The organism is Lysobacter helvus, from assembly GCF_018406645.1.
Lineage (GTDB): Bacteria > Pseudomonadota > Gammaproteobacteria > Xanthomonadales > Xanthomonadaceae > Noviluteimonas > Noviluteimonas caseinilytica.
Genome location: NZ_AP024546.1, coordinates 2008380 through 2028381 on the forward strand (window position 1 = coordinate 2008380; position 20002 = coordinate 2028381).

Annotated in this window: 16 protein-coding genes; 3 read left to right on the forward strand and 13 right to left on the reverse strand. The window is 68.4% G+C overall.

Annotation, left to right across the window (positions count from 1 at the left end):
• The first annotated feature begins 69 nt into the window (after positions 1–69).
• A complete protein-coding gene (locus tag LYSHEL_RS09735; protein WP_213433854.1) occupies positions 70–1587 on the forward strand; it encodes an arylsulfatase in 1518 nt (505 codons plus the stop codon).
• Between the two features lie 43 nt (positions 1588–1630).
• On the opposite strand, the gene LYSHEL_RS09740 is transcribed toward LYSHEL_RS09735, so the two are convergent.
• From LYSHEL_RS09740 to LYSHEL_RS09785, 10 genes are all read right to left on the reverse strand, one after another.
• Positions 1631–3268 carry a POT-type proton-dependent oligopeptide transporter gene (locus LYSHEL_RS09740; RefSeq protein ID WP_213433855.1) on the reverse strand — a complete coding sequence of 546 codons (1638 nt, stop codon included), beginning with the start codon at positions 3266–3268 and terminating at the stop codon, positions 1631–1633.
• A gap of 93 nt (positions 3269–3361) precedes the next feature.
• Positions 3362–3673 (reverse strand): hypothetical protein, encoded by a 312-nt coding sequence (locus LYSHEL_RS09745; protein ID WP_213433856.1) that lies wholly within the window; start codon positions 3671–3673, stop codon positions 3362–3364.
• A 216-nt stretch (positions 3674–3889) separates the two neighbouring features.
• Positions 3890–5584, reverse strand: a complete 1695-nt coding sequence (locus tag LYSHEL_RS09750; protein WP_213433857.1) for a PAS domain-containing hybrid sensor histidine kinase/response regulator — start codon at positions 5582–5584, stop codon at positions 3890–3892.
• A complete protein-coding gene (locus tag LYSHEL_RS09755; RefSeq protein WP_213433858.1) occupies positions 5571–5933 on the reverse strand; it encodes an Hpt domain-containing protein in 363 nt (120 codons plus the stop codon). The genes LYSHEL_RS09750 and LYSHEL_RS09755 overlap by 14 nt, the downstream gene beginning before the upstream one ends.
• Positions 5934–5997: 64 nt before the next feature.
• Positions 5998–7869 carry a M14 family zinc carboxypeptidase gene (locus LYSHEL_RS09760; RefSeq protein WP_213433859.1) on the reverse strand — a complete coding sequence of 624 codons (1872 nt, stop codon included), beginning with the start codon at positions 7867–7869 and terminating at the stop codon, positions 5998–6000.
• An 87-nt stretch (positions 7870–7956) separates the two neighbouring features.
• Entirely contained in the window at positions 7957–9861 is a 1905-nt protein-coding gene (gene dxs, locus LYSHEL_RS09765; RefSeq protein ID WP_213433860.1) for a 1-deoxy-D-xylulose-5-phosphate synthase, read from the reverse strand.
• 160 nt (positions 9862–10021) lie between these two features.
• Positions 10022–11155, reverse strand: coding sequence for a hypothetical protein (locus LYSHEL_RS09770; RefSeq protein ID WP_213433861.1), 1134 nt, complete (start codon positions 11153–11155; stop codon positions 10022–10024).
• 84 nt (positions 11156–11239) lie between these two features.
• Entirely contained in the window at positions 11240–11923 is a 684-nt protein-coding gene (locus LYSHEL_RS09775) for an HNH endonuclease (RefSeq protein ID WP_213433862.1), read from the reverse strand.
• 58 nt (positions 11924–11981) lie between these two features.
• Positions 11982–13775 (reverse strand): acyl-CoA dehydrogenase C-terminal domain-containing protein, encoded by a 1794-nt coding sequence (locus tag LYSHEL_RS09780; protein WP_213433863.1) that lies wholly within the window; start codon positions 13773–13775, stop codon positions 11982–11984.
• Between the two features lie 13 nt (positions 13776–13788).
• A complete protein-coding gene (locus LYSHEL_RS09785) occupies positions 13789–14268 on the reverse strand; it encodes an LEA/WHy family protein (protein WP_213433864.1) in 480 nt (159 codons plus the stop codon).
• 241 nt (positions 14269–14509) lie between these two features.
• Between LYSHEL_RS09785 and LYSHEL_RS09790 the strand changes: the two genes are divergently transcribed.
• Both LYSHEL_RS09790 and LYSHEL_RS09795 read left to right on the forward strand, forming a co-directional pair.
• Positions 14510–14749 (forward strand): hypothetical protein, encoded by a 240-nt coding sequence (locus LYSHEL_RS09790; RefSeq protein WP_213433865.1) that lies wholly within the window; start codon positions 14510–14512, stop codon positions 14747–14749.
• A gap of 76 nt (positions 14750–14825) precedes the next feature.
• Entirely contained in the window at positions 14826–15470 is a 645-nt protein-coding gene (locus LYSHEL_RS09795; RefSeq protein WP_213433866.1) for a hypothetical protein, read from the forward strand.
• 6 nt (positions 15471–15476) lie between these two features.
• On the opposite strand, the gene LYSHEL_RS09800 is transcribed toward LYSHEL_RS09795, so the two are convergent.
• From LYSHEL_RS09800 to LYSHEL_RS09810, 3 genes are read right to left on the reverse strand one after another with little or no spacing between them, the layout of a single operon-like run.
• Complete coding sequence (locus LYSHEL_RS09800; protein WP_213433867.1) at positions 15477–17372, reverse strand: hybrid sensor histidine kinase/response regulator; 1896 nt, start codon at positions 17370–17372, stop codon at positions 15477–15479.
• Complete coding sequence (locus LYSHEL_RS09805) at positions 17369–17968, reverse strand: YfiR family protein (RefSeq protein WP_213433868.1); 600 nt, start codon at positions 17966–17968, stop codon at positions 17369–17371. Before LYSHEL_RS09805 ends, LYSHEL_RS09800 begins: the two co-directional genes overlap by 4 nt.
• Positions 17958–19931, reverse strand: a complete 1974-nt coding sequence (locus LYSHEL_RS09810; protein WP_213433869.1) for a TonB-dependent receptor plug domain-containing protein — start codon at positions 19929–19931, stop codon at positions 17958–17960. Before LYSHEL_RS09810 ends, LYSHEL_RS09805 begins: the two co-directional genes overlap by 11 nt.
• Between the last annotated feature and the right edge of the window lie 71 nt (positions 19932–20002).

The following is a 20002-nucleotide window of genomic DNA, read 5'->3' on the forward strand; positions in this document are numbered from 1 at the left end:
CCGCCACGTGCGCGCCACGACATGCTTCGCCGCTCGATCCCTGCATTCCGCGGTCGATCTTCGAGGAGCATGCACGTGGCCACCAAGACGAAGCAGCCGAACATCCTCGTGATGTGGGGCGACGATATCGGTCAGTCGAACCTGAGTTGCTACACGAAGGGGATGATGGGGTACCGCACCCCCAACATCGACCGCATCGCCAGGGAAGGCATGATCTTCACCGATGCGTACGCCGAGCAGAGCTGCACGGCCGGTCGCGCGTCTTTTCTCACGGGCCAATGCGGCCTGCGCACCGGCCTGACGAAGGTGGGGTTGCCGGGGGCGGAGCTGGGGCTCAAGGCCGACGACATCACCGTCGCCGAAGCACTCAAGCCGATGGGCTATCGCACCGGCCAGTTCGGCAAGAACCACTTGGGGGATCGCGACGAACACCTGCCGACCATGCACGGGTTCGACGAATTCTTCGGAAACCTCTACCACTTGAACGCAGAGGAAGAGCCCGAGGAAGTCGACTATCCGAGCGAAAAGAACTACCCCGAATTCAAGAAGAAGTACGGACCGCGCGGCGTGCTGCATTGCTGGGCCGACGGCAAGGGCGGGCAGAAGATCGAGAACACCGGCCCGCTCACGAAGAAGCGGATGGAAACGATCGACGACGACTTCATGGCCGCGGCCAAGACGTTCATCCAGGCCGCGCACGACGCGGGCGAGCCGTTCTTCGTGTGGTTCAACACGTCGCACATGCACGCTTGGACGCACGTGAAGCCGGAGAGCCGCGGGCAGTCCGGCCAATGGCAGTCCGAGTACCACGACGTGATGATCGACCACGACAAGTGCATCGGCGCGATGCTCGATTTGCTCGACGAGCTCGGCATCGCGGACAACACGTTCGTGCAGTACAGCACCGACAACGGGCCGCACATGAACACGTGGCCGGATGCCGGCACCACGCCCTTCCGCAACGAGAAGAACTCGAGCTGGGAAGGCGCGTATCGCGTCCCGCTGATGGTGCGTTATCCCGGCAAGATCGCGGCCGGCAGCGAATCCAATGAAATCGTCAGCCACCTGGATTGGTTCCCCACCATCGTGGCGATGGCGGGCGACGCCGACATCAAGGACAAGCTCAAGAAGGGCCTGAAGATCGGCAGCAAGACCTTCAAGGTGCACCTGGATGGCTACAACCTGCTGCCGTACCTGACGGGCAAGGTAAAGAAGAGCCCGCGCCCCGGTTTCATCTATTTCACGGACGAAGGCGACGTCGCCGCGGTGCGCTACGACAACTGGAAGATGCTCTTCATGGAACAGCGGGTCACCGGCACGCTGAAGATCTGGCAGGAGCCGTTCGTGGTGCTGCGCACGCCGTACATCTTCAACATGCGGATGGATCCGTACGAACGCGCGCAGATCACGTCGAACACGTTCTACGACTGGATGTTCCGGCACATCTACCTGCTGGTGCCGGCGCAGTCGATCGTCGGGGAGTTCCTGGCGACGTTCAAGGAGTTCCCGCCGCGGCAGAAGGCGGCCAGCTTCAGCCTCGACCAGGTGATCGAGAAGATGACGCAGGCCTCGTCCGGCGGGGCGTGATCCGATCCCGGTCCTCGGGAGCCCCGCGATGCGGGGCTTCTGCTCAGGCCGCAGCCCCTTCCCGCAGGTAGTTGTCCTGCATCGGATACCTGCGCGCGTACCACGCGAACCCGATCGCCGCCGCGAACGCGAACGCGGCGAAGAAGAACATCAGGAACGCGTTCTCGCTCAACCCGGTCGTGGCGATGTGCGCCGTCACCGTGTCGTTGCGCACGCCGGCATTGGTCAGCAGCACCCACAGGCTGCCAAACGTGCTGGTGAGGTACCAGAACGCCATGATCACGCCCTTCATCGACTGCGTGGCCTGGCTGTAGGCGAACTCCAGCGCGGTCGCCGACACCAGCACTTCGCCGAACGTCAGCAGCAGGTACGGCGCGATCTGCCACGCCAGCGACACCTGCTGCCCGCCATCCATCCACAGCTGCAGCACGCCGGCGGCGATCCACGCCACGCCTGCGAACACGATGCCCGTGCCCATGCGGCGCAGCGCCGTGGGTTCGAAGCCCATGCGCCGCAGCGCGGGATACAGCACGAGGTTGTTGAACGGGATGATCAGCATCACGAGCGCGGGATTGAGCGCCTGCATCTGCGAGGCTTCCTTCACCAGGAAGCTCGGCCACCACCACTGGTCGTGCGGCACGACCATGTCCTTGCCCTGCAGCACCCAGGTGGAGGCCTTCTGGTCGAACAGCGACCAGAACGGCGTGGTGAGCGCGAACACGATCAGGATGCGCAGCACGGCGCGCACGCTGTCCACGGTGGCGTCGGGATGGCGGCCGCGTGCGCGTTCCAGCTGCAGCGACGTGCCAAACCCGCCGCACGCGATCAGCACGCCCAGCGCCAGGCACGCGGTGATGACGAAGCCGAAATCCTCCGGCCAGAACGCGGGCCCGATCGCCCAGCACATCAACATCGCCACCGCGAGCGCGCCGCCGAACGCCGCGACGTACAGGCCGGGCCGCCCTTCGCCCTGCGTGGACGTCAACGCCGTGCGCGCCACGTTGAGGAAGGAATGCGGATCGTTCGTCGCAGGCGGCACGCGCACGTATTGCCTGCGGCCCGACCAGAAAATGACCGTCGCGACCAGCATCAGCACGCCCGGGATGCCGAACGCCACCGCCGGCCCGTAACTGCGCAGGAACAAGGGCATCAGCAGCGACGCGAAGAACGACCCGAAGTTGATCGTCCAGTAGAACGCGTCGAAGACGACCTTCGCCAGGTGCTTGTTGGACGTGGTGAACTGATCGCCCACGAACGACACCACCAGCGGCTTGATGCCGCCGGACCCCAACGCGATCAGGAACAAGCCCGTGTAGAAACCCGTGCGATCGGATTCGAACAGCGCCAGGCACGCATGCCCGGCGCAGTACACCAGCGAGAACCAGAAGACGGTGTTGTACTTGCCGAAGAAGCGATCCGACAGCCAACCGCCCAGCAGCGGGAAGAAGTACACACCGATGACGAAGCTGTGGAAGATGTCCTTCGCGGCGCCCTCGCGATCGCCGGCCGGCACGTAGGCCAGGATCACGCTCGACACGAGGAACTGCACCAGGATGTTGCGCATCCCGTAGAACGAGAAGCGCTCGCAGGCTTCGTTGCCGATGATGTAGGGCACCTGGCGCGGCAAGCGCGCAGGCGCGATCACGGTGTCGGCGGTGGTGTCCGTCGGCGTCGGGTTCATCCGGAAGTTCCTGCGGGAAGTCCCGGCGATCTTAATTCAGGCGCAGCCCTCGCATCGACGGCCCCGCAGCGCGGGGCCGCCACGCGGTGTCGCTCAGCTCAGGGGCTTCCAGACCAGCGCGCCGTTGGCGCCACGCTGCACGAGGATCTTCGGCTGCTTCTGCGCGCACGCTTCGGCGGCCGCTGCCATCAGCTTGGTGCGCAGCGCGGGCGTCTGGGCCGGGTCGGCGATGGCCAGCACCTGCTCCACGTCCTTGAGGCTCGGCTTCTCGGGATTGACGCACGCCATCGTGAGCGTGCGGTCCGATTCCTCGGCGCGGACTTCGATGGTGCTCAACTCCTGCGCGACGGTCGATCCGACCGCCAGGACTGCGAGGGACAGTACGGCAATTTGTGCAAATCGCATGACGTGTCTCCTGAAGCTCGGCAGCGACGCGGGGGAGTCGCCTGGGACCGAAGCCTGACCATGCGCGTGCCAACGCCGCATTGACAGTGACGTTGGTGACCCAACTAATGGAATGCCGACGGGCGGTGCAAACCTCGGGTGTCTCCCCCATTGGCACCTGCGATGCGGTGTCCGCGTACGCAGGTTGGTTGCGTTCTTGCGCGTTGCAACATCGCTTCAGGCAACGACGGGTGGCAACCATTTCAACAGCATGGTGCGCAACGCCACCGGCTCGAACGGCTTGCCGATGAAGTCATCCATTCCCGCGACTTCGCAGCGCTTGCGATCGTGCTCCAGCACGTTCGCGGTCATCGCGATGATCGGCAGCCGGCGCGCATCGATGCGCCGCCGGATCGCTTCGGTCGCCTGCAAGCCGTCGAGCACGGGCATCTGCATGTCCATCAGCACCAGCGCGTAATCGCCGGCGAGGGCGCGCGCGACCGCCTGTTCGCCGTCGTCGACGATGTCCACGTCCACGCCCAGCATTTCCAGTTGCACGCGCGCGACGTCCTGGTTGAACGCGTTGTCTTCCGCCAGCAGCACGCGGCGGCCGCGGAGGGCGGCGAGTTCCGCGGGCGTCGCAGCGCCCGGTGCGTCGTGCGTGCGGTGCACGGCCGCGGCATCGGTGACGCCGAAGCCGAGGTCCACCCAGAACGTCGCACCTTTCCCCGGGGCACTCTCCACGCCGACGTCGCCGCCCATCAACGCCGCGAGGCGCTGCGCGATCGCCAATCCCAGGCCCGTGCCGCCGAAGCGCCGCGTCGTCGATGCATCGGCTTGCCGGAACGCCTGGAACAACACCTGCTGTTCCTTCGCCGCGATGCCGATGCCGGTGTCGCGCACGCGCAATCGCAAGCGCACGCGATCGCCGTCGCGCGCCAGCACCTGCACGGCGAGCGCGACTTCCCCGGCGTCGGTGAACTTGATCGCGTTGCCGACGTAGTTGATCAGGATCTGCCCGACGCGCACCGGATCGCCGACCAGGTGCGGCGGCACGTCGTCGCCGACGTCCACGCGCACAGCCAGGCCTTTCGCGGTCGCGCGCGGCGTGGTCATCGCACTCACCATGTCGAGCACTTCGCCGAGCGCGAAGGGCACGTGCTCGATGCGCAACATGCCGGCGTCCATCTTCGACACGTCGAGGATGTCGTTGATCACGCGCAGCAGGAATTGCCCCGACTGGTGGATGCGGTCGGCCCAGCCTTGTTCGCGCGCCGGCAGCCCTGCGTCGCGCAGCAGGTGCGACATGCCGATGATCGCGTTCATCGGCGTGCGGATCTCGTGGCTCATGTTGGCGAGGAAGGTGGCCTTCGCGTCGGCGGCGTCTTCGGCGATGCGGTTGGCTTCCTTGAGGTCGGACAGGGCTTGCGCGAGTTCGACTTCCGTCTCGTGCTGCGCGGTGATGTCCAGGCAGTGGCCGCGGAACAACACGCCTTCCGGCACCGCCGTGGGCACGCCGAACGCGGTGAGCCAGCGGCGCTCGCCCGTCTTCGCATGCCGGATCGGATATTCGACGCGTGCCGGCATCATCGCGCGCGCATTGGCGGCGACCTGTTCGCGGATGGGCATGACGTCGTCCGGATCCATCAGCGCTTCGAAGTTCGCGTAGTCCTGCAGCATCACTTCGACCGGCAAGCCCGACATCTCCTCGGCGCCGGCGCTGGCGAACAACAACGCCGACGTACCGTCGTAGCGCACCAGGAATTCGATGATGGCGCCGGGGACCTTGCTGGTGACTTCGTCGAGGCGGCGATGTTGCGATTCGGCGGCGCGCAAGCGTGCGTCCAGCCTGCGATGGCGCACGACGAGCACGATCGCCGCCACCGTCGCGAGCAGCGCGACGCCCAGCAAGGCCCAGTCAGTCGATGTCAACGGTGCCATCGGACGCGATGTAGGCTTCGACCGCGCGGAGCAGGTCCGCGATGCGCGCATGCAACTTTGCTGCGTGATCCGACAACGCCGGCGAGAACCGCCGTCCCTGCGCTGCATCCTCGAGCGACTGCAGGGCCTGCGCCGTTTCCGGTTCACCCACCTGCGCGAGCGCCGACTTCAACCGGTGCGCGGACAACGCGATGGCGTTCGCGTCGCCGTTGCGGCGCGCCTGGTCGAGGACGTCGAGATCCTTGCGCGTGGTGGCCGCGAACATGTCGAGCAGCCGCAGCAGCCGGCGTGTATCGCCATTCAACAACTGGCGGAGCGCGACGTAGCGTTCGCTGGACACGCATGCCTCGGGGAGGCGGGGAGGGCCGGGCCATCGTGCGCCGGCCCCCGGGGTCGCACAAGTGTCAGGGCGCGGGGGTCGCCGGCATGGGCTTGGAGCGCTCGATGATGTTGAACAGCACCGCGCGCGGCGTGCCCGGGCTGCCGTTGGCGTCGGTGCCGGTGACGTAGACGATGTGGCGGCCGGCGCGCAGGGCGCCCGTCGGGATCGTGACCGTCGCCAGTTCGCGGCTGCTGTTGAACGCGCCGTCGTTGGCCGCCATCACGAACGCATTCGGACTGGTCGCCCACGGCGGCGTATCGAGGTACGCACGCACGCTGGCGATGTTCTGCACCGGTTCGGCGCCGTTGTTCTGGTTGAAGCGCGCATCGTCCACCCACGCCGACACCGCGATGGCCTTGCCGCGCGGCACGGTGGGCGCCGACACGGCGATCTCCGTCGTGTCCGGCCCGCCCGGCAACGTGTACGGCGAGAACAGCGAACGCGCCGCGTACTTCAGCGCGTCGATGTTCTTCGGATACGTGCTGGTCTCGAACGTGGTGCAGTCCTCGAAGAACTCCTGGCCCAGTTCGATCGTGTAGCTCGGCGCGCCGGTGCTGCCGTACACCGTGTCGGTGTTGGTGCCGTCGGCGGGATACAGGCCGATCCATTGCTTGGGCGCATAGCCGTTGAAGTACGCCAGGCGGCGGCCCATGGTGCGCAGCGCCGGGCCGTTCGGCGCGGCCGTGCTCGTGTTCGCCCACGGCCACAGCACCAGCTGCGAGAAGCTGTGGATGTCGAGGAACAGGCCGCGATAGTTGGCCGGTGCCGTGCCGCTGTCGGTGCGCTGGTCGGGCAGCACGCCGCCGGTGAACTCGCCATTGGTGCCGCGCGTGCCGAGGATGTAGCGCATCAGGTTCACGGTTTCGATTTCCGACGCCGCCGCGGGCCCGCGATAGGTCGCATCGCACGCATCGCCGCTGGAGCCGTCGGGCACCTGGCCGAACGCCCACGTGAAGTTGCGGTTGAGGTCAACGCCGTAGCTGTTCGCGCTGCACGTGCCGTTGTCGGTGTCGGTGTTCTTGCGCCACGACAGGCCGGACTCGGCTTTCTTCCGGCCATCCGGGTTGGCCTGCAGGATGAAGTGGAAGCGGAAGTTGTCGACGAGCCACGTGGCATCGGGATCGATGCCGTAGTCGCGCACCAGCCATTCGGCGAAGCGCGTCGTCAGTTCGGCGGTCGTGTACTCGCGCGCATGGATCGCGGCCAGCACCACCATGTTCGGCTTGTTGGGCAACGCGGCATCGGTCGCGCTGTTGTTGATGCGCAGCACGCGCATGCGATGGCCGCCGGTGCCGCCGGTCTTCTGCCACGTCCAGGTCGGGCCGATGTCGACCACGCGCGCCATCGTGGGGCGCAGCGCGACCAGTTCGTCCATCGTCGAATAGGTTTCCTCGACGGTGCGGTAGCACGCGAACTGCGGGATCGAATTGCCCGTCGTGAGGCGGCGACCGTCCTTCATGATCGTGGTGGTCGGCGCGCGCGCCATCGCGGCATCGGCGCGTTGCATGCGCAGCGTCGAGGCCTGGTCGAGTTCGAAGCGCACGCCCAGGCGACGCAGGAACAGCAGGTCTTCCGCGCTGGCTTCCACGCGCGCCGTGCGATTCGCCTCGTCCACCGCGACGTGCTGGAACTTCGACGCGATGCGCCGCAACTGCGCGCGATTGCGCCAGTGCGCGGTCACGATGACGAGGCTGTCGGGATTGGTGGAAAGCGTTCCCGGGATCGCGGGCTGCAACCGCGGATCGGCGACGCCCGCGATCACCAGGCGCTGTGCGCGGGTCGCGCCCAGGCCGTCCTCCTGCTGGATCGGCCGCGCGCCCATCAGCAGCAGCGCCGGGACGGCGACCAGGGTGGCCGCGATGGCGCGTGCAAGGACTTGCCGGGAAGACAGCATGGGATCGCCAGGACGTGTAGGTCCCGGCACTCTCCGGTGGCTCATGCATAGCCCGGGTGAAAGTCCCGGGCGCACTGCCGCTGGGCGTCAGCCCGCGGCGGTCTTCGCGGTGGGCGAGGTGAGCTGCGGCCAGCGCGCGGTCACCGCCGCGCGGATGCCGGCGACGTCCAGGCCCGCTTCGGCCAGCAGGTCCTCGCGGCTCGCGTGGTGCTGGAAATGGTCGGGCAGGCCCAGGTGCAGGAGGGGCAGGGCGATGCCTTCGGCGGCCAGCAGTTCTGCCACGCCGGAACCGGCGCCGCCTGCGACCACGTTGTCTTCCATCGTGACGAAGCCTTCGTGCGACTGCGCCAGTTCGAGCAGCAACGCGCGATCCAGCGGCTTCACGAAGCGCATGTTGACGACGGTAAGCCCGAGTTCTTCGCCGACTTTCTCCGCGGCCGGCACGATCGCGCCGAACGCGAGCAACGCCAGGCGCGTGCCCTTGCGGCGCACGTCGGCCTTGCCGAGCGGCAGTGTGTCGAGCGATTCCTGCACGGCCACGCCGGGACCGGTGCCGCGCGGATAGCGCACCGCGGCCGGGCCCACGTGCCTGAAGCCGGTGGTGAGCATCTGCCGGCATTCGTTTTCGTCGGCCGGCGCCATCACCACCATGTTCGGCACGCAGCGCAGGTAGCTCAAATCGAGGTTGCCGGCATGCGTCGCGCCATCGGGCCCGACGACGCCGCCACGATCGATCGCGAACAGCACGTCGAGGTCCTGGATCGCCACGTCGTGCACCAGCTGGTCGTAACCGCGCTGCAGGAACGTCGAATAGATCGCCACGACGGGCTTGGCGCCTTCGCACGCCATGCCGGCGGCGAGCGTCACCGCGTGTTGTTCCGCGATCGCGACATCGAAGTAGCGCTCCGGGTATTCCTTGCTGAAGCGCACCAGCCCCGAGCCTTCGCGCATTGCCGGCGTGATGCCGAGCAGCGTGTCGTCGGCCGCGGCCATGTCGCACAGCCAGTCGCCGAACACGTCGGTGTACGTCGGCTTCTTCGCGCCGGGCTTGCTCACCAGGCCCTGCGCGGGATCGAACGGACCGACCGCGTGGTAACCGATCTGGTCGCCTTCGGCGAGTTCGTAGCCCTTGCCCTTCGTCGTGATGATGTGGAGCAGCTGCGGACCCTTGAGGGTCTTGAGCGTCTTCAGCGTCGCGACGAGCGCATCGACATCGTGTCCGTCGATCGGGCCCGTGTAGTGGAAGCCCATTTCCTCGAACAGCGTGGACGGCACGAACATGCCCTTCCAGTGTTCTTCCCAGCGGCGCACGAAGCGCGCGGTGGGGTTGTTCTTGTCGCCGAGGAGTTTCTTGCCGCCTTCGCGGATCGCGTTGAGCGTCTTCGACCCCGTCATGCGGCCGAGCATCTTCGTCAAACCGCCGACGTTCTCGGAAATCGACATGCGGTTGTCGTTGAGGACCACGAGCAGGTTGGGCTCGGGTTCCATGCCGCCGGCGTGGTTCAGCGCTTCGTACGCCATGCCCGCGGTCATCGCGCCGTCGCCGATGATCGCCACGACGCGGCGTTCGTTGCCGGCGCGCGCGTTGGCGATCGCCATGCCGAGCGCGGCGGAGATCGACGTGGACGAATGGCCGACGCCGAAGGTGTCGTATTCGCTCTCTTCGCGCTTCGGGAACGGCGCGACGCCGTCCTTCTGCTTCACCGTGTGGATGCGTTCGCCGCGGCCGGTCAGAATCTTGTGCGGGTAGCACTGGTGGCCGACGTCCCACACCAGGCGATCGTCCGGCGTTTCGTAGAGGTAGTGCAGGGCGACGGTGAGTTCGATCACGCCCAGGCCCGCGCCGAAATGCCCGCCGCTGCGGCCGACCGATTCGATCAGGTAGGCGCGCAACTCCTCGGCGATGGCCGGGAGCTGGTCTTCGTCGAACTGGCGGAGGTCTGCCGGGACCGAAATCCGGGACAGGCGCGGATAGCGCGTGGAATCAATCATCGAGGGAGGGGGCCGCGACGGTCATGCAAAGGGGGCAGATTGTAGCCCTGAGGCCTGTCATTCCCGCGAATGCGGGAATCCACGCTTCATGCGAGCGATTGGATCCCCGCCTTCGCGGGGATGGCGCAGCGGCTCGCCACGCTTTGCGTGGGCCACTGCGTCACTTGCCGCGCAGTCGCCCGAACAGCCCGCCCTTCTGCGGTTCATCCGGTTCCGGCGCGTCCTGCACCACTTCGGCGAAGCCGGTGGCCAGGTTGGCGTTGACGAAATCCACGACGTCCTCGGTGGGCACGCCGCTGGCGGCGACGAGTTCGTCGATGGTGGCCGGGCCCTTCATCATCGCGGTGGCGACGCGGAAGTGCTTCGGGAATTCACGTTCGGTCTGCGGCCACTTGCCGAGCTTGAACTTCGCGTCGGATTCCACGCCCGGCAGCAGCTTGCCCTTGCCGGCCAGCAGGCCGCCGTACCACTCCAGGCGCTGCAGCGGTTGCGCGGCGCCGAGCGGGCCGGATTCGCGGGCCCAGGTGGCGTCGTCGATCGCGCCGAAGTCGCCGCGCGACACGGGCGAATCGAAGTAACCGGCCAGCGGCTTGAGCGCGGCGGGGCCGTGGTAGGTGCGTTCGCGGCCGTCGATCAGCAGGGCCGGGCCGGCGCCGCGCTGGTAGCGCACGCGGCCTTCGATCTCGCCCGCGGCCAGCCAGTCGGCGAGGCGACGCTGTGCCGGCGGGGCAGGCGGTGCGGGCGGTGCGGGCGGCGGCGGGACCGGCGCGGGCGCGGGCGCCGCGGCGACCGGGGCCGGCTTGGGCGGCTCGATGGAGGTCGGGGCCAGCGTGCCGGCCTGGACGGAATCGGGGAGCTTCGGCGCGGGCGCCGGCGGACGCAGGTCTTCGCGCGGCTTCTGCGGCATTTCTTCCGGCAGCTGGTCGTTCGGGACCGGCGAGGGGCTCATGCCGGAGGGCATCGGCGCGGCGGCGGCCTGCGGGGCGACGGCGCCGCCGGACATCTGCACGAGCAGCGCGGACACGCCGTTGGCATCGATCGGGCGCTCGAGGCGGAAGTCGGTCTGCGTGCGCGGCGCCGAGGTCAGGCCGATCACCTGCTTGCCCGCGGCGTGCAGCCGCAGCCAGCTCATGGGGCCGTACATGCTGTCCATGTCGACGACGACATAGTCGGCCTGCCCCTCGTCCACCAGCTGCCAGCGGTTGCCCAGGCCTGCGTTTGCCTGCTGGAAGGCCGAGCGCAGTTCCGCCTCGGTGGCGGAATCCATGCCGGTGGTGCCGAGCGTCAATGCCATGTCGCGATCCGGAAAACGGGAAAGGTCGCGAGTGTAGCGTGCCGCGCGCGGGATTCGGGCCCCGGTGGGTGCCCGCGGGGGCGGTCAGCCGAAGGCGCGTGCGCGCTTGGGCAGGTGCGACTTCAGGAACGCCATCTGGTCGGCGAGGATGTGCCGGTTGGACAGGATCAGGTGCTCGATCCAGCTCGGGCGATACGGCACGGCGAGCAGCGGCATGCTCGCCTGCTGCGGCGTGCGGCCGCCCTTGCGCGAATTGCAGTGGAAGCACGCGGACACCACGTTCTCCCAGGTGTCGCGCCCGCCGCGCGAGAGCGGCATCACGTGGTCGCGCGTGAGGTGCGGCCGCGGGAATTCATGGCCGCAGTACAGGCACAGGTGCTGGTCGCGCGCGAAGAGCGCGGCGTTGGTCAGCGCGGGCGTGGGATCGAGCGCATGCGGACGCGCATGCCCGCGCGCGGCGACGATGGGATGCAGGTCGATGGTGCTCTGCGCGCCGGTGGCGCGACACGTGCCGCCATGCACGGTGAGGCAGGGATCGCCGAGGGTCCACGCCACCGCGCCGCGTGCATACAGGCATGCGGCGTCCTGCCAACTCATCCAGTCGAGGACGCGGCCGTGGGCATCGAGGGAAAGGAGGCGGACCGCGTGGAGCGTGGCGATGCGCGGTGCATCGGTGGGCGATGCCGATGCGGATTCGGCCGACGTCGAAGCGTCGGATCCGACAACGCGGAGGATCCCGGGCGTGCGCTGGACTGTATCCGTCTCCATACGCAACCGAGCTTATACCCCTTTGATGACGGGATGCCTACCCGGCATCCCGGTTCCGTCAGTCCCCGAACGCGTCCGCGGCCATCGCCATCACCGGGCCCGCACCGCTGGCGATCATCGCCGCATGGGCCTTCGTCCGCGGCAGCACGCGCGCGAAATAGAAGCGCGCGGTGTCGCGCTTGGCCTGCTTGAACGCGGCCGGTCGATCCGACGCATCGGCCGCCGCGACGCTGCGCGCCCACCAGTAGGCCAGCGCCGCGTAGCCGGAATAGAACAAGTAGTCGTACGACGCCGCGCCCACTTCCTCCGCGTTGCCCACCGCGCGCTGCCCGACCTGCATCGTCAGCGCCTGCCAGTCGTTGGCCAGCTCGCGCAGCGGACCGGTGAATTCGGCCATCGCTTCGTTGCTGGCGTGCTCGCGGCAGAACGCATCGATCATCCCGAGGAACACGCGCAGGCCCACGCCCTGCTGCTGCATGATCTTGCGGCCGACCAGGTCCAGCGCCTGGATGCCGGTGGTGCCTTCGTACAGCGTGGTGATGCGGGCATCGCGTGCGAGTTGTTCCATGCCGTGCTCGGCGATGTAGCCGTGGCCGCCGAAGCACTGCATCGCGTGGTACGTGCATTCCACGCCCCACTCGGTGAGGCACGCCTTGACGATCGGCGTGACGAACCCGAGCAGCGCATCGGCTTCCGTGCGCTGCGCTTCGTCCGTCGAATGCGACGTGATGTCGACCAGCGACGCGGCGTGGTACCCGAGCACGCGACCGCCTTCGATCAGCGCCTTGCACGTGAGCAGCATGCGGCGCACGTCGGGGTGCACGATGATCGGATCGGCGGGTTTGTCTGGCGCTTTCGGGCCCGACAGCGAACGCATCTGCAAGCGTTCGCGCGCGTAGCGCAATGCGTTCTGGTACGCGCGGTCCGACAGCCCGAGGCCCTGCAGGCCGACCGCGAGGCGCGCGGTGTTCATCATCGTGAACATCGCGATGAGGCCCTTGTTCGGCGCGCCGATCAGATACCCCTGCGCGCCGTCGAAGTTGATGACGCACGTCGCCGACCCGTGGATGCCCATCTTGTGTTCGAGCGCACCGCAGCGGACCGCGTTGCGCTGGCCCACCACGCCGTCGCGCGAGACCTGCATCTTCGGCACGATGAACAACGAAATGCCTTTCACGCCCGCCGGCGCATCGGGCAGGCGCGCGAGCACCAGGTGCACGATGTTGTCGGTGAAGTCGTGCTCGCCGGCGGTGATGAAGATCTTCGTGCCGGTGATCGAATACGTGCCGTCCGCCTGCGGTTCGGCGCGCGTCTTCAGCAGGCCGAGGTCGGTGCCGCAATGCGATTCGGTGAGGCACATCGTGCCGGTCCAGCGACCGTCGACGATGGGCTTGAGGAAGACTTCGCGCTGCCAGGCCTCGCCGTGGTGCACCAGCGCTTCGGTCGCGCCGTGCGAGAGCAGCGGGAAGTTGCCCCACGCCAGGTTGGCGGCGTCGATCATTTCCTTCAGCGGCAGGCCCGCCAGGTGCGGCATGCCCTGGCCGCCGAATTCCACCGGCGACACCAGCCCGCTCCAGCCGCCTTCGACGAATTTCGCGTAGGCCTCGCGGAAGCCCGGCGGCGTGCGCACGTCGCCCGTCGCCTTGTCGTAGGTGCAACCGACGCGGTCGCCGATCTCGTTGAGCGGGGCCAGCACGTTTTCATTGAAGCGCGCGCCTTCGTCGAGGATCGCGTCGACCACGTCGCGCGTGGCGTCGGTGAAGCCGAGTTGCGCGAACAGGGTTTCGGCGCCCAGCACGTCGTACAGGGCGAAGCGCATGTCGTCGAGCGGTGCGCGGTAGGAGCTTCCCATCGTCCGTCCGTCCTCAGCGCAGCACGCCCGGCAAGCCGGGGGCGGGGTTGAGGGCGCTCGAGCGATCGATGCGGTACTGGCGCGACTTCTCGCCTTCGGGGCCGGCGTCGAGCGTGCCCTTCAGCGTGTAGGCGAGTTCGCGGCGGTTGGACAGCGCGTCGGCGACGGTGATCCGGGCGGCCGACGACGGCGCCAGGGTCAGGGTGGCCACGTCCGCCGATTCCGGCCCGATGGTCAGGCCCGGGTTGGCGGCCAGGGTGCCCGCGTTCTCGCCCCCGATGGTGAGCACGAGCGAGGCGGCGTCGAAGCGCATCGGCACGCTGCTGAAGTTGTCGATCCGCAGGTCCACCGACCACTGGCCGTCGGCGCGCACCGTGAGCTGCTGGATGCCCGCCGCGGGTTCGGACACGCGCTTGACCGGGCCGCCGCCGCACGCGGCGAGGGTGACCAAAAGGAACGTGGCGGACGCCACAAGCCTGCCGAACTTCGCCATGCACCACCTCATCTGCGGGGACGGCGAAGCATACATGCGGTGGGGTATCGCGGCCCGGAGGCGCGTTGCGGCGGCCTGTTTCGTGCGGATTCGCGCGAATGCGCGCGCTGACCGACGAACGGTTGTCCGGCACGCCATCACGCTACGTTGATGTACACACAGGGCCCACAAGCTCTGCCATTCCTCGCGATGTTCCGCGAGGCGGCCGGGACCGCCGGAAGTGTCCTTCGGGGGAAGTGCGATGAAGCTGTCCGTGTACCGGCAGGGCGCCACAGTGGCCTTCCTGCCTGCCTGTTGCCTGCCGCCGCGCGACATGGACCGGCAGATGCCCGAGTCCCGCCTGTGCGGCAGCGTGGTGGTGCCCGAACCGGCGATCGGCGACTGGCGCCACATCCTGGACGGGGTGGACCACAGCCTGTTCGTGTTCCTGCCGCTCGAGAAGGCGATCCTGTTGTTGTCTTCCGGCCGCATCCCGCATTGATCCATTGCCCCTAGGGGCAATGTCGCGGGCCCCCTGCGCCGGAACAGACTGCGTGGCCCCCCACGGAGCCTTGTCCATGACTTCGAACGCCCGCCCGACACCGTGTGCCTTCGTACTCGGCGCCCTGCTGCTCTGCAGCGTGCCCGCCTTCGCACAGCAAGCCCAACCGCAACCCGAACCGCAAACCACCGACGCGCCGCGCAGCATGCAGCAGTCGGTCGAGGCCACCGCCACGATCGCCGCGATCGACAAGGCCTCGCGCACCGTCACCCTGAAGCTCGACGACGGCACCACCACGGAAATCGTGGCCGGCCCCGACGTGAAGCGCTTCGACGAATTCGCCGTCGGCGACAAAGTGCACGCGCGCTACACCATCGGCGTCACCACCGAACTGCGCGCACCCACCGATGCGGAAAAAGCCGACCCGCTGGTCGTGGTCGAAGGCGGCGCCCGCGCGCCCACCGACGCCGCGCCCGCCGCCGGTGCCGGCCGCATGATCCGCGTCGTCGCGACGATCGAAGCGATCGACCGCGAAAAGAACACCGTCACGCTGAAGGGTCCCAACGGCAACTCGATGACCATCGAGGTGGCCGATCCCGCGGTGCTCGCCAAGCCGAAGGTCGGCGACACCGTGGTCGTCACGATCGCCGAATCGGTGGCGATGTCGCTCGACAAAGTCGCGGCGGCCGACAAGGCCAAGCCCGCGAAGAAGAAAAAGTGAGTCCGCTCAGCTTGCCGCCGGTGTGGGCAGCAAGCTGAGGATCGCGCCCACCAGCGCGTGTTCGTCGATCGGCTTGCCGAGGTGCCGCTGGTATCCGGCGGCGAACGCGCGCTCGCGGTCTTCCGGCCGCGCGAACGCCGTGACGGCGATCGCCGGCGTCTGCCCGCCGCGCGCCGGGCGCAGGCGGCGCACCGCACGCAGGAATTCGTAACCGTCCACGTCCGGCATGCCGATGTCGCTCACGAGCACATCGGGCGGCGACTGGTTGGACACGGCGCGTTCGAGCAACGCCAGCGCTTCTTCCGCCGACCCCGCGGTCTGCACCTGCGCGCCGTGGTCGGTGAGCACGTGGCGCAGCCAGGCGCGTGCGTCTTCGTCGTTCTCCACCACCAGCAGGCGCAAGGCGCGCAACGGCTGCACGCGCGGCGCCACGTCGGACGACACCAGCTGCACCACGTCCGGCCCCTGGTCGCGCAACGCGCGCCGCAACGGCAACTCGAGGGTGAAGCGCGCACCGAGCCCGCGCCCGTCGCTGTGCACGCCGACGCTGCCGCCGTGCAGTTCGACGAGCTGCTTCACGATCGCCAGGCCCAGGCCCAGGCCTTCGTGCGGCCGCGTGATCGAACTGTCGGCCTGGCGGAAGCGATCGAACACGTGCGGCAGGAATTCCGGCTCGATGCCTTCGCCGCTGTCGCGCACCACGACGCGCAGCACGTCGCCGTCGGCGCGCGCGATCACATCGACGGCGCCGTGGCGCGGCGTGAACTTGATCGCGTTCGACAACAAATTCCACAACACCTGCTGCAGGCGGTGCGGATCGCCGTGCACCAGCGGCAGGTCGGGCGAGGCTTCCACGCGGATCGTGATCTCGCGGACGTCGGCCGCCACGCGCACGGCATCCAGCGCAGCGGCGAGCACTTCATCGATGCGCACGGCCTGCACCTGCAGGCGCACCTTGCCGGCGACGATGCGGCTCATGTCGAGCAGGTCGTCGACGATGCGCGTCTGCGCATGCGCATTGCGTTCGATGATCTCCGCGCCCTGGCGGATGCGCGGGTCGTCGTGCGCGATGCGCCCGAGGATCTGCGCCCAACCCAGGATCGGCGTCATCGGCGTGCGCAGTTCGTGCGAGAGCGTGGCGAGGAATTCGTCCTTCACCTGGCTCGCGGCTTCGGCCTGCGCGCGCGAGGCCTTGAGGTCGCGGTCCTGGCGTTCGATCTGCGCCAGCATTTCGTTGAACGTCGTCGTGAATACGCCGATCTCGTCGTCGCCCGGCGGCACTTCGGCGCGCAGCGCGTAGTCGCGGCTGTCGGACACGCGTTGCGCGGTGCGGGTGAGGTCCGCGAGCGGGCGCGTGGCCACGCGCGCCAGTTGCCGCGCGATCGCCGCCACCAGCAGCAGCGCCATCAGTGCGACGCCCGCGACGACGAGCAGGTTGCGCCACAGGTCGCGGTTGAGCGCGTCCAGGTCGTACACCACCTGCAGGCGGCCGAGCGCTTGTCCGGCTTCCTGCACCATCACGACGGCGATGGCGTGGTGGCCGGTCTCGCTCAGGCCGAGTTGTCGCGCAGCGGGCGGTTCGTCGTCGGCGCCGTTGCGCCGGTAGCGCGCGAAGGCACGCCCGCGCAAGTCGTACAGCGTCGCGGAACTGACGTTGGGCGTGGCGCGGAAGGCTTCGAGCACTTCGCTCGCCGTGTTGCGATCGCCGAACACGAGCGGCGCGCCGCTGTTGATCGCCGCGATTTCCGTCTGCGCGCGCAATGCATCGAACGCCGCCGCGCGCAGGTTGCGATGGTTCGCCAGCGCGAGTGCGCCCGACACGAAGAGGATCGCGACGGCGCACGTGATCGTCACCAGTCGCCCGATCTGGTCGCTGAACCGCCGGCGCACGTGCACGCTCACGGCAAGTCCCCGTGGCGGATGCGCGCCAGCTTGAGCACCTTCGCGCTCACCTGCAGGCCGCCGTTGTCGATCGCCTTTGGATTGGCTTCGATGCCCAGCCGCGCATCGATGCGCACGATGCCGAGCATGCCGCCGCGCGCGGCGAAGTCGCGGTCGTCGCCGACGGTGAGCACCGGCGCGCCCGCGACGCTGCGCAGGATGTCGTTGCGACGGTCGGCTTCCACGTCGTGCAGGAACACCAGGTGGCTTGCGCGCAGTCGCCCGGCCTGCACGGCGCCGCTGCGCGGGAGCGCGACGAGTTCCACTTGGATCCGCCGCCCGCGTACCTGGCCCGCCGCCGCCGCGACGGCGCGCACCGTGGCCGCCGCATCCGCGCTGCCGACCACCGCGATGCGCCAGGGCACGTCCACGCCTGCGCGTTCGGGCGGCCAGTCGGTGTAGCGCAGGAAGTTCACCAGGAACGCCGCTTCCACCTGCAACGCGCGCGGCACCGGCTGCGGCCGCGCGGGCGGCGACAGCAACAGGCACGCGATCGCGCCCAGCAGCATCCACCACGCTGCACGCGACGGCATCGGCGCGGGTCGATCAGTGGCCAAGGTCGAACGTCACCTGCAGGTAGGCGGTGCGCGGCACCTGCGCGCCGGAGGCTTCCGCGTGGTTCGGGTCGAACACGTTCTGTCCCCACAACGCGAGTTCCAGCCCGTGGCGCGGACGCCACGTGAACCCGATATCGGTGCGCGTGTAGGCGGGGATCGCGTTGAACGGCACGCGACCCACGTGGTAGACGGCCGCGTTGAATTCGAAGTCGTCGCGCACGTCGTAGTACGAATGGAACTGCGCGAGCTCCGACGGCGAACTGGTCTCGTCGAACGGGAAGGCCGGGCCGTCGATGCGCACGCGCAGGCGGCTGTACGAGCCATCCACGCGCCAGCGATCGGTGATGCGCCCGGACACCGAGAAGTCCCCGCCCCAGGATTCGCCGCTCGCCTTGTCGGTGAACGTGCCGAAGACCGCGGGCGGCGGTTCGATCAGGCGCTGGTGGTCGTGGTGGAACAGCGCGGTATCGATCGCCCAGCGATCGGTGACCTGCCAGCGATGGCCCGCTTCCAGCGCCACCATGCGCTCGGGACGCAGCTGGTCGTTGCCTGCGAGTGCGATGGGCAGGATGTTGCCGTTCGGCGTGCCGGTGGTCACCGCGCCCACGTCGAACCACGAGAACACCAGCGCACCGTTTTCCTCGAAGCGCGATGGCACGCGCACCGGGCGCGCCGCCGAGAACCACAGCGTCTGGCGTTCGCTCGGCGTCCACCACGCGCGCACGTTGGGTTGCCACTGCGGCTTCACGAACGCGTGGTCGGTCACCTTCGTGCCCAGCATCAGGAACAGGCGTTCGGGCACGAGCTCGGTGGTGTTCTGCACGAACGCGTTGAGCGTGCTCCACGTGCGCCGCGTCGGATCGACGAACAGTTGCGCGCCGTTGCGCACGTTGTCGCGCGTCACGTCGTACTGCAGGCCCCAGATGAACTGGTTCTGCTCGCCCCACGGCAGCCAGCGCCGGTATTCCACGTCGAAGGTGTTGCGTGCCACGCCGAAGCGCGCGTTGTCGCGCACCGTGCGGGCCGTCCAGGCGCGCAACAGCCAGCCGCGTTCGTCCTCGAACCCGTGCAATGCGCGGAACAGCAAGGAGCCGCCCTCGACCGTGTCGTCGCCGCTGGCGGTCATGAAGCGGCGATCCTGGCCGAACACCGGGATCTGCACGGTCGCATGCGCCTGCGGGTGCATGTAGGCGTCGCCCTGCACGGTGAACGTGGTCTGCGGCGTGAGCGCGCCATCGACGCGGAAGCCGCCGCGCAACGAGGCCCACTGGTCTTCGATCGAGCGCCCGTTGACGTCTTCGAAGGCCCCGTGGTGTTCGTACTTCGCGTACACGCGGTAACTGGTGGTCTCGCTCGGCGACGCGCCGTAACGCGCCAGCACGGAGTCGTTGCCGTTCGTGCCCAGCTTGGCCTTCACGAACGCGCCCTGCGTTTCGGCGGCGCGTTTGGTCACGATCTGGATCACGCCCTGCATCGCGTTGACGCCCCACAACGACGCACCGGGGCCGCGGACGACTTCGATGCGGTCGATCTCGGACAAGGGCAGGTCCAGCGAATCCCACCAGGTCGTGGAGGTGAGCGGGTCGTACACCGAGCGCCCGTCGACCATCACCAGGTATCGGTTGGCCGTGAGCGCCGAGCCCGCCAGCCCGCGCGCGCCCGCGATCCAGCTGCCGGCATTGATCTGCGCAACGTAGAAGCCGGGGACCAGGCGCAGCGCTTCGACGACGCTGCGTGCGCCGCTGCGGCGGATGTCCTCGGCGGAAATGACGCTGACCGCGGCGGGCGTGGTGAAACGCGTGCCCGGCCGCCCGGAAATCGACGTCACGCGCGTGTTGACGAGTTCCTCGAGCGGCAGGTTCGCCAGGCGCGCGAGGTCTTCGTTGGTGGTCGATTGCGCGAAGCAAGGCGCGGCAAGGCTGCACGCCCACGCCAACGCGACGCCCCGAAACTTGCTCGGCATCCCCATCACCCCTGTCCACGGAACCCCGGGCGCAGGCGCACGAGGTTGGGCAGGATGCCGAGCCGCGATGT

Excerpts from the sequence above, each read along its gene's own strand:
- LYSHEL_RS09735 (WP_213433854.1), top strand. The coding sequence starts at position 70 with ATGCACGTGGCCACCAAGACGAAGCAGCCGAACATCCTCGTGATGTGG.
- LYSHEL_RS09740 (WP_213433855.1), bottom strand. The coding sequence starts at position 3,268 with ATGAACCCGACGCCGACGGACACCACCGCCGACACCGTGATCGCGCCT.
- LYSHEL_RS09745 (WP_213433856.1), bottom strand. The coding sequence starts at position 3,673 with ATGCGATTTGCACAAATTGCCGTACTGTCCCTCGCAGTCCTGGCGGTC.
- LYSHEL_RS09760 (WP_213433859.1), bottom strand. The coding sequence starts at position 7,869 with ATGCTGTCTTCCCGGCAAGTCCTTGCACGCGCCATCGCGGCCACCCTG.
- dxs (WP_213433860.1), bottom strand. The coding sequence starts at position 9,861 with ATGATTGATTCCACGCGCTATCCGCGCCTGTCCCGGATTTCGGTCCCG.
- LYSHEL_RS09770 (WP_213433861.1), bottom strand. The coding sequence starts at position 11,155 with ATGGCATTGACGCTCGGCACCACCGGCATGGATTCCGCCACCGAGGCG.
- LYSHEL_RS09775 (WP_213433862.1), bottom strand. The coding sequence starts at position 11,923 with ATGGAGACGGATACAGTCCAGCGCACGCCCGGGATCCTCCGCGTTGTC.
- LYSHEL_RS09780 (WP_213433863.1), bottom strand. The coding sequence starts at position 13,775 with ATGGGAAGCTCCTACCGCGCACCGCTCGACGACATGCGCTTCGCCCTG.
- LYSHEL_RS09785 (WP_213433864.1), bottom strand. The coding sequence starts at position 14,268 with ATGGCGAAGTTCGGCAGGCTTGTGGCGTCCGCCACGTTCCTTTTGGTC.
- LYSHEL_RS09790 (WP_213433865.1), top strand. The coding sequence starts at position 14,510 with ATGAAGCTGTCCGTGTACCGGCAGGGCGCCACAGTGGCCTTCCTGCCT.
- LYSHEL_RS09795 (WP_213433866.1), top strand. The coding sequence starts at position 14,826 with ATGACTTCGAACGCCCGCCCGACACCGTGTGCCTTCGTACTCGGCGCC.
- LYSHEL_RS09810 (WP_213433869.1), bottom strand. The coding sequence starts at position 19,931 with ATGCCGAGCAAGTTTCGGGGCGTCGCGTTGGCGTGGGCGTGCAGCCTT.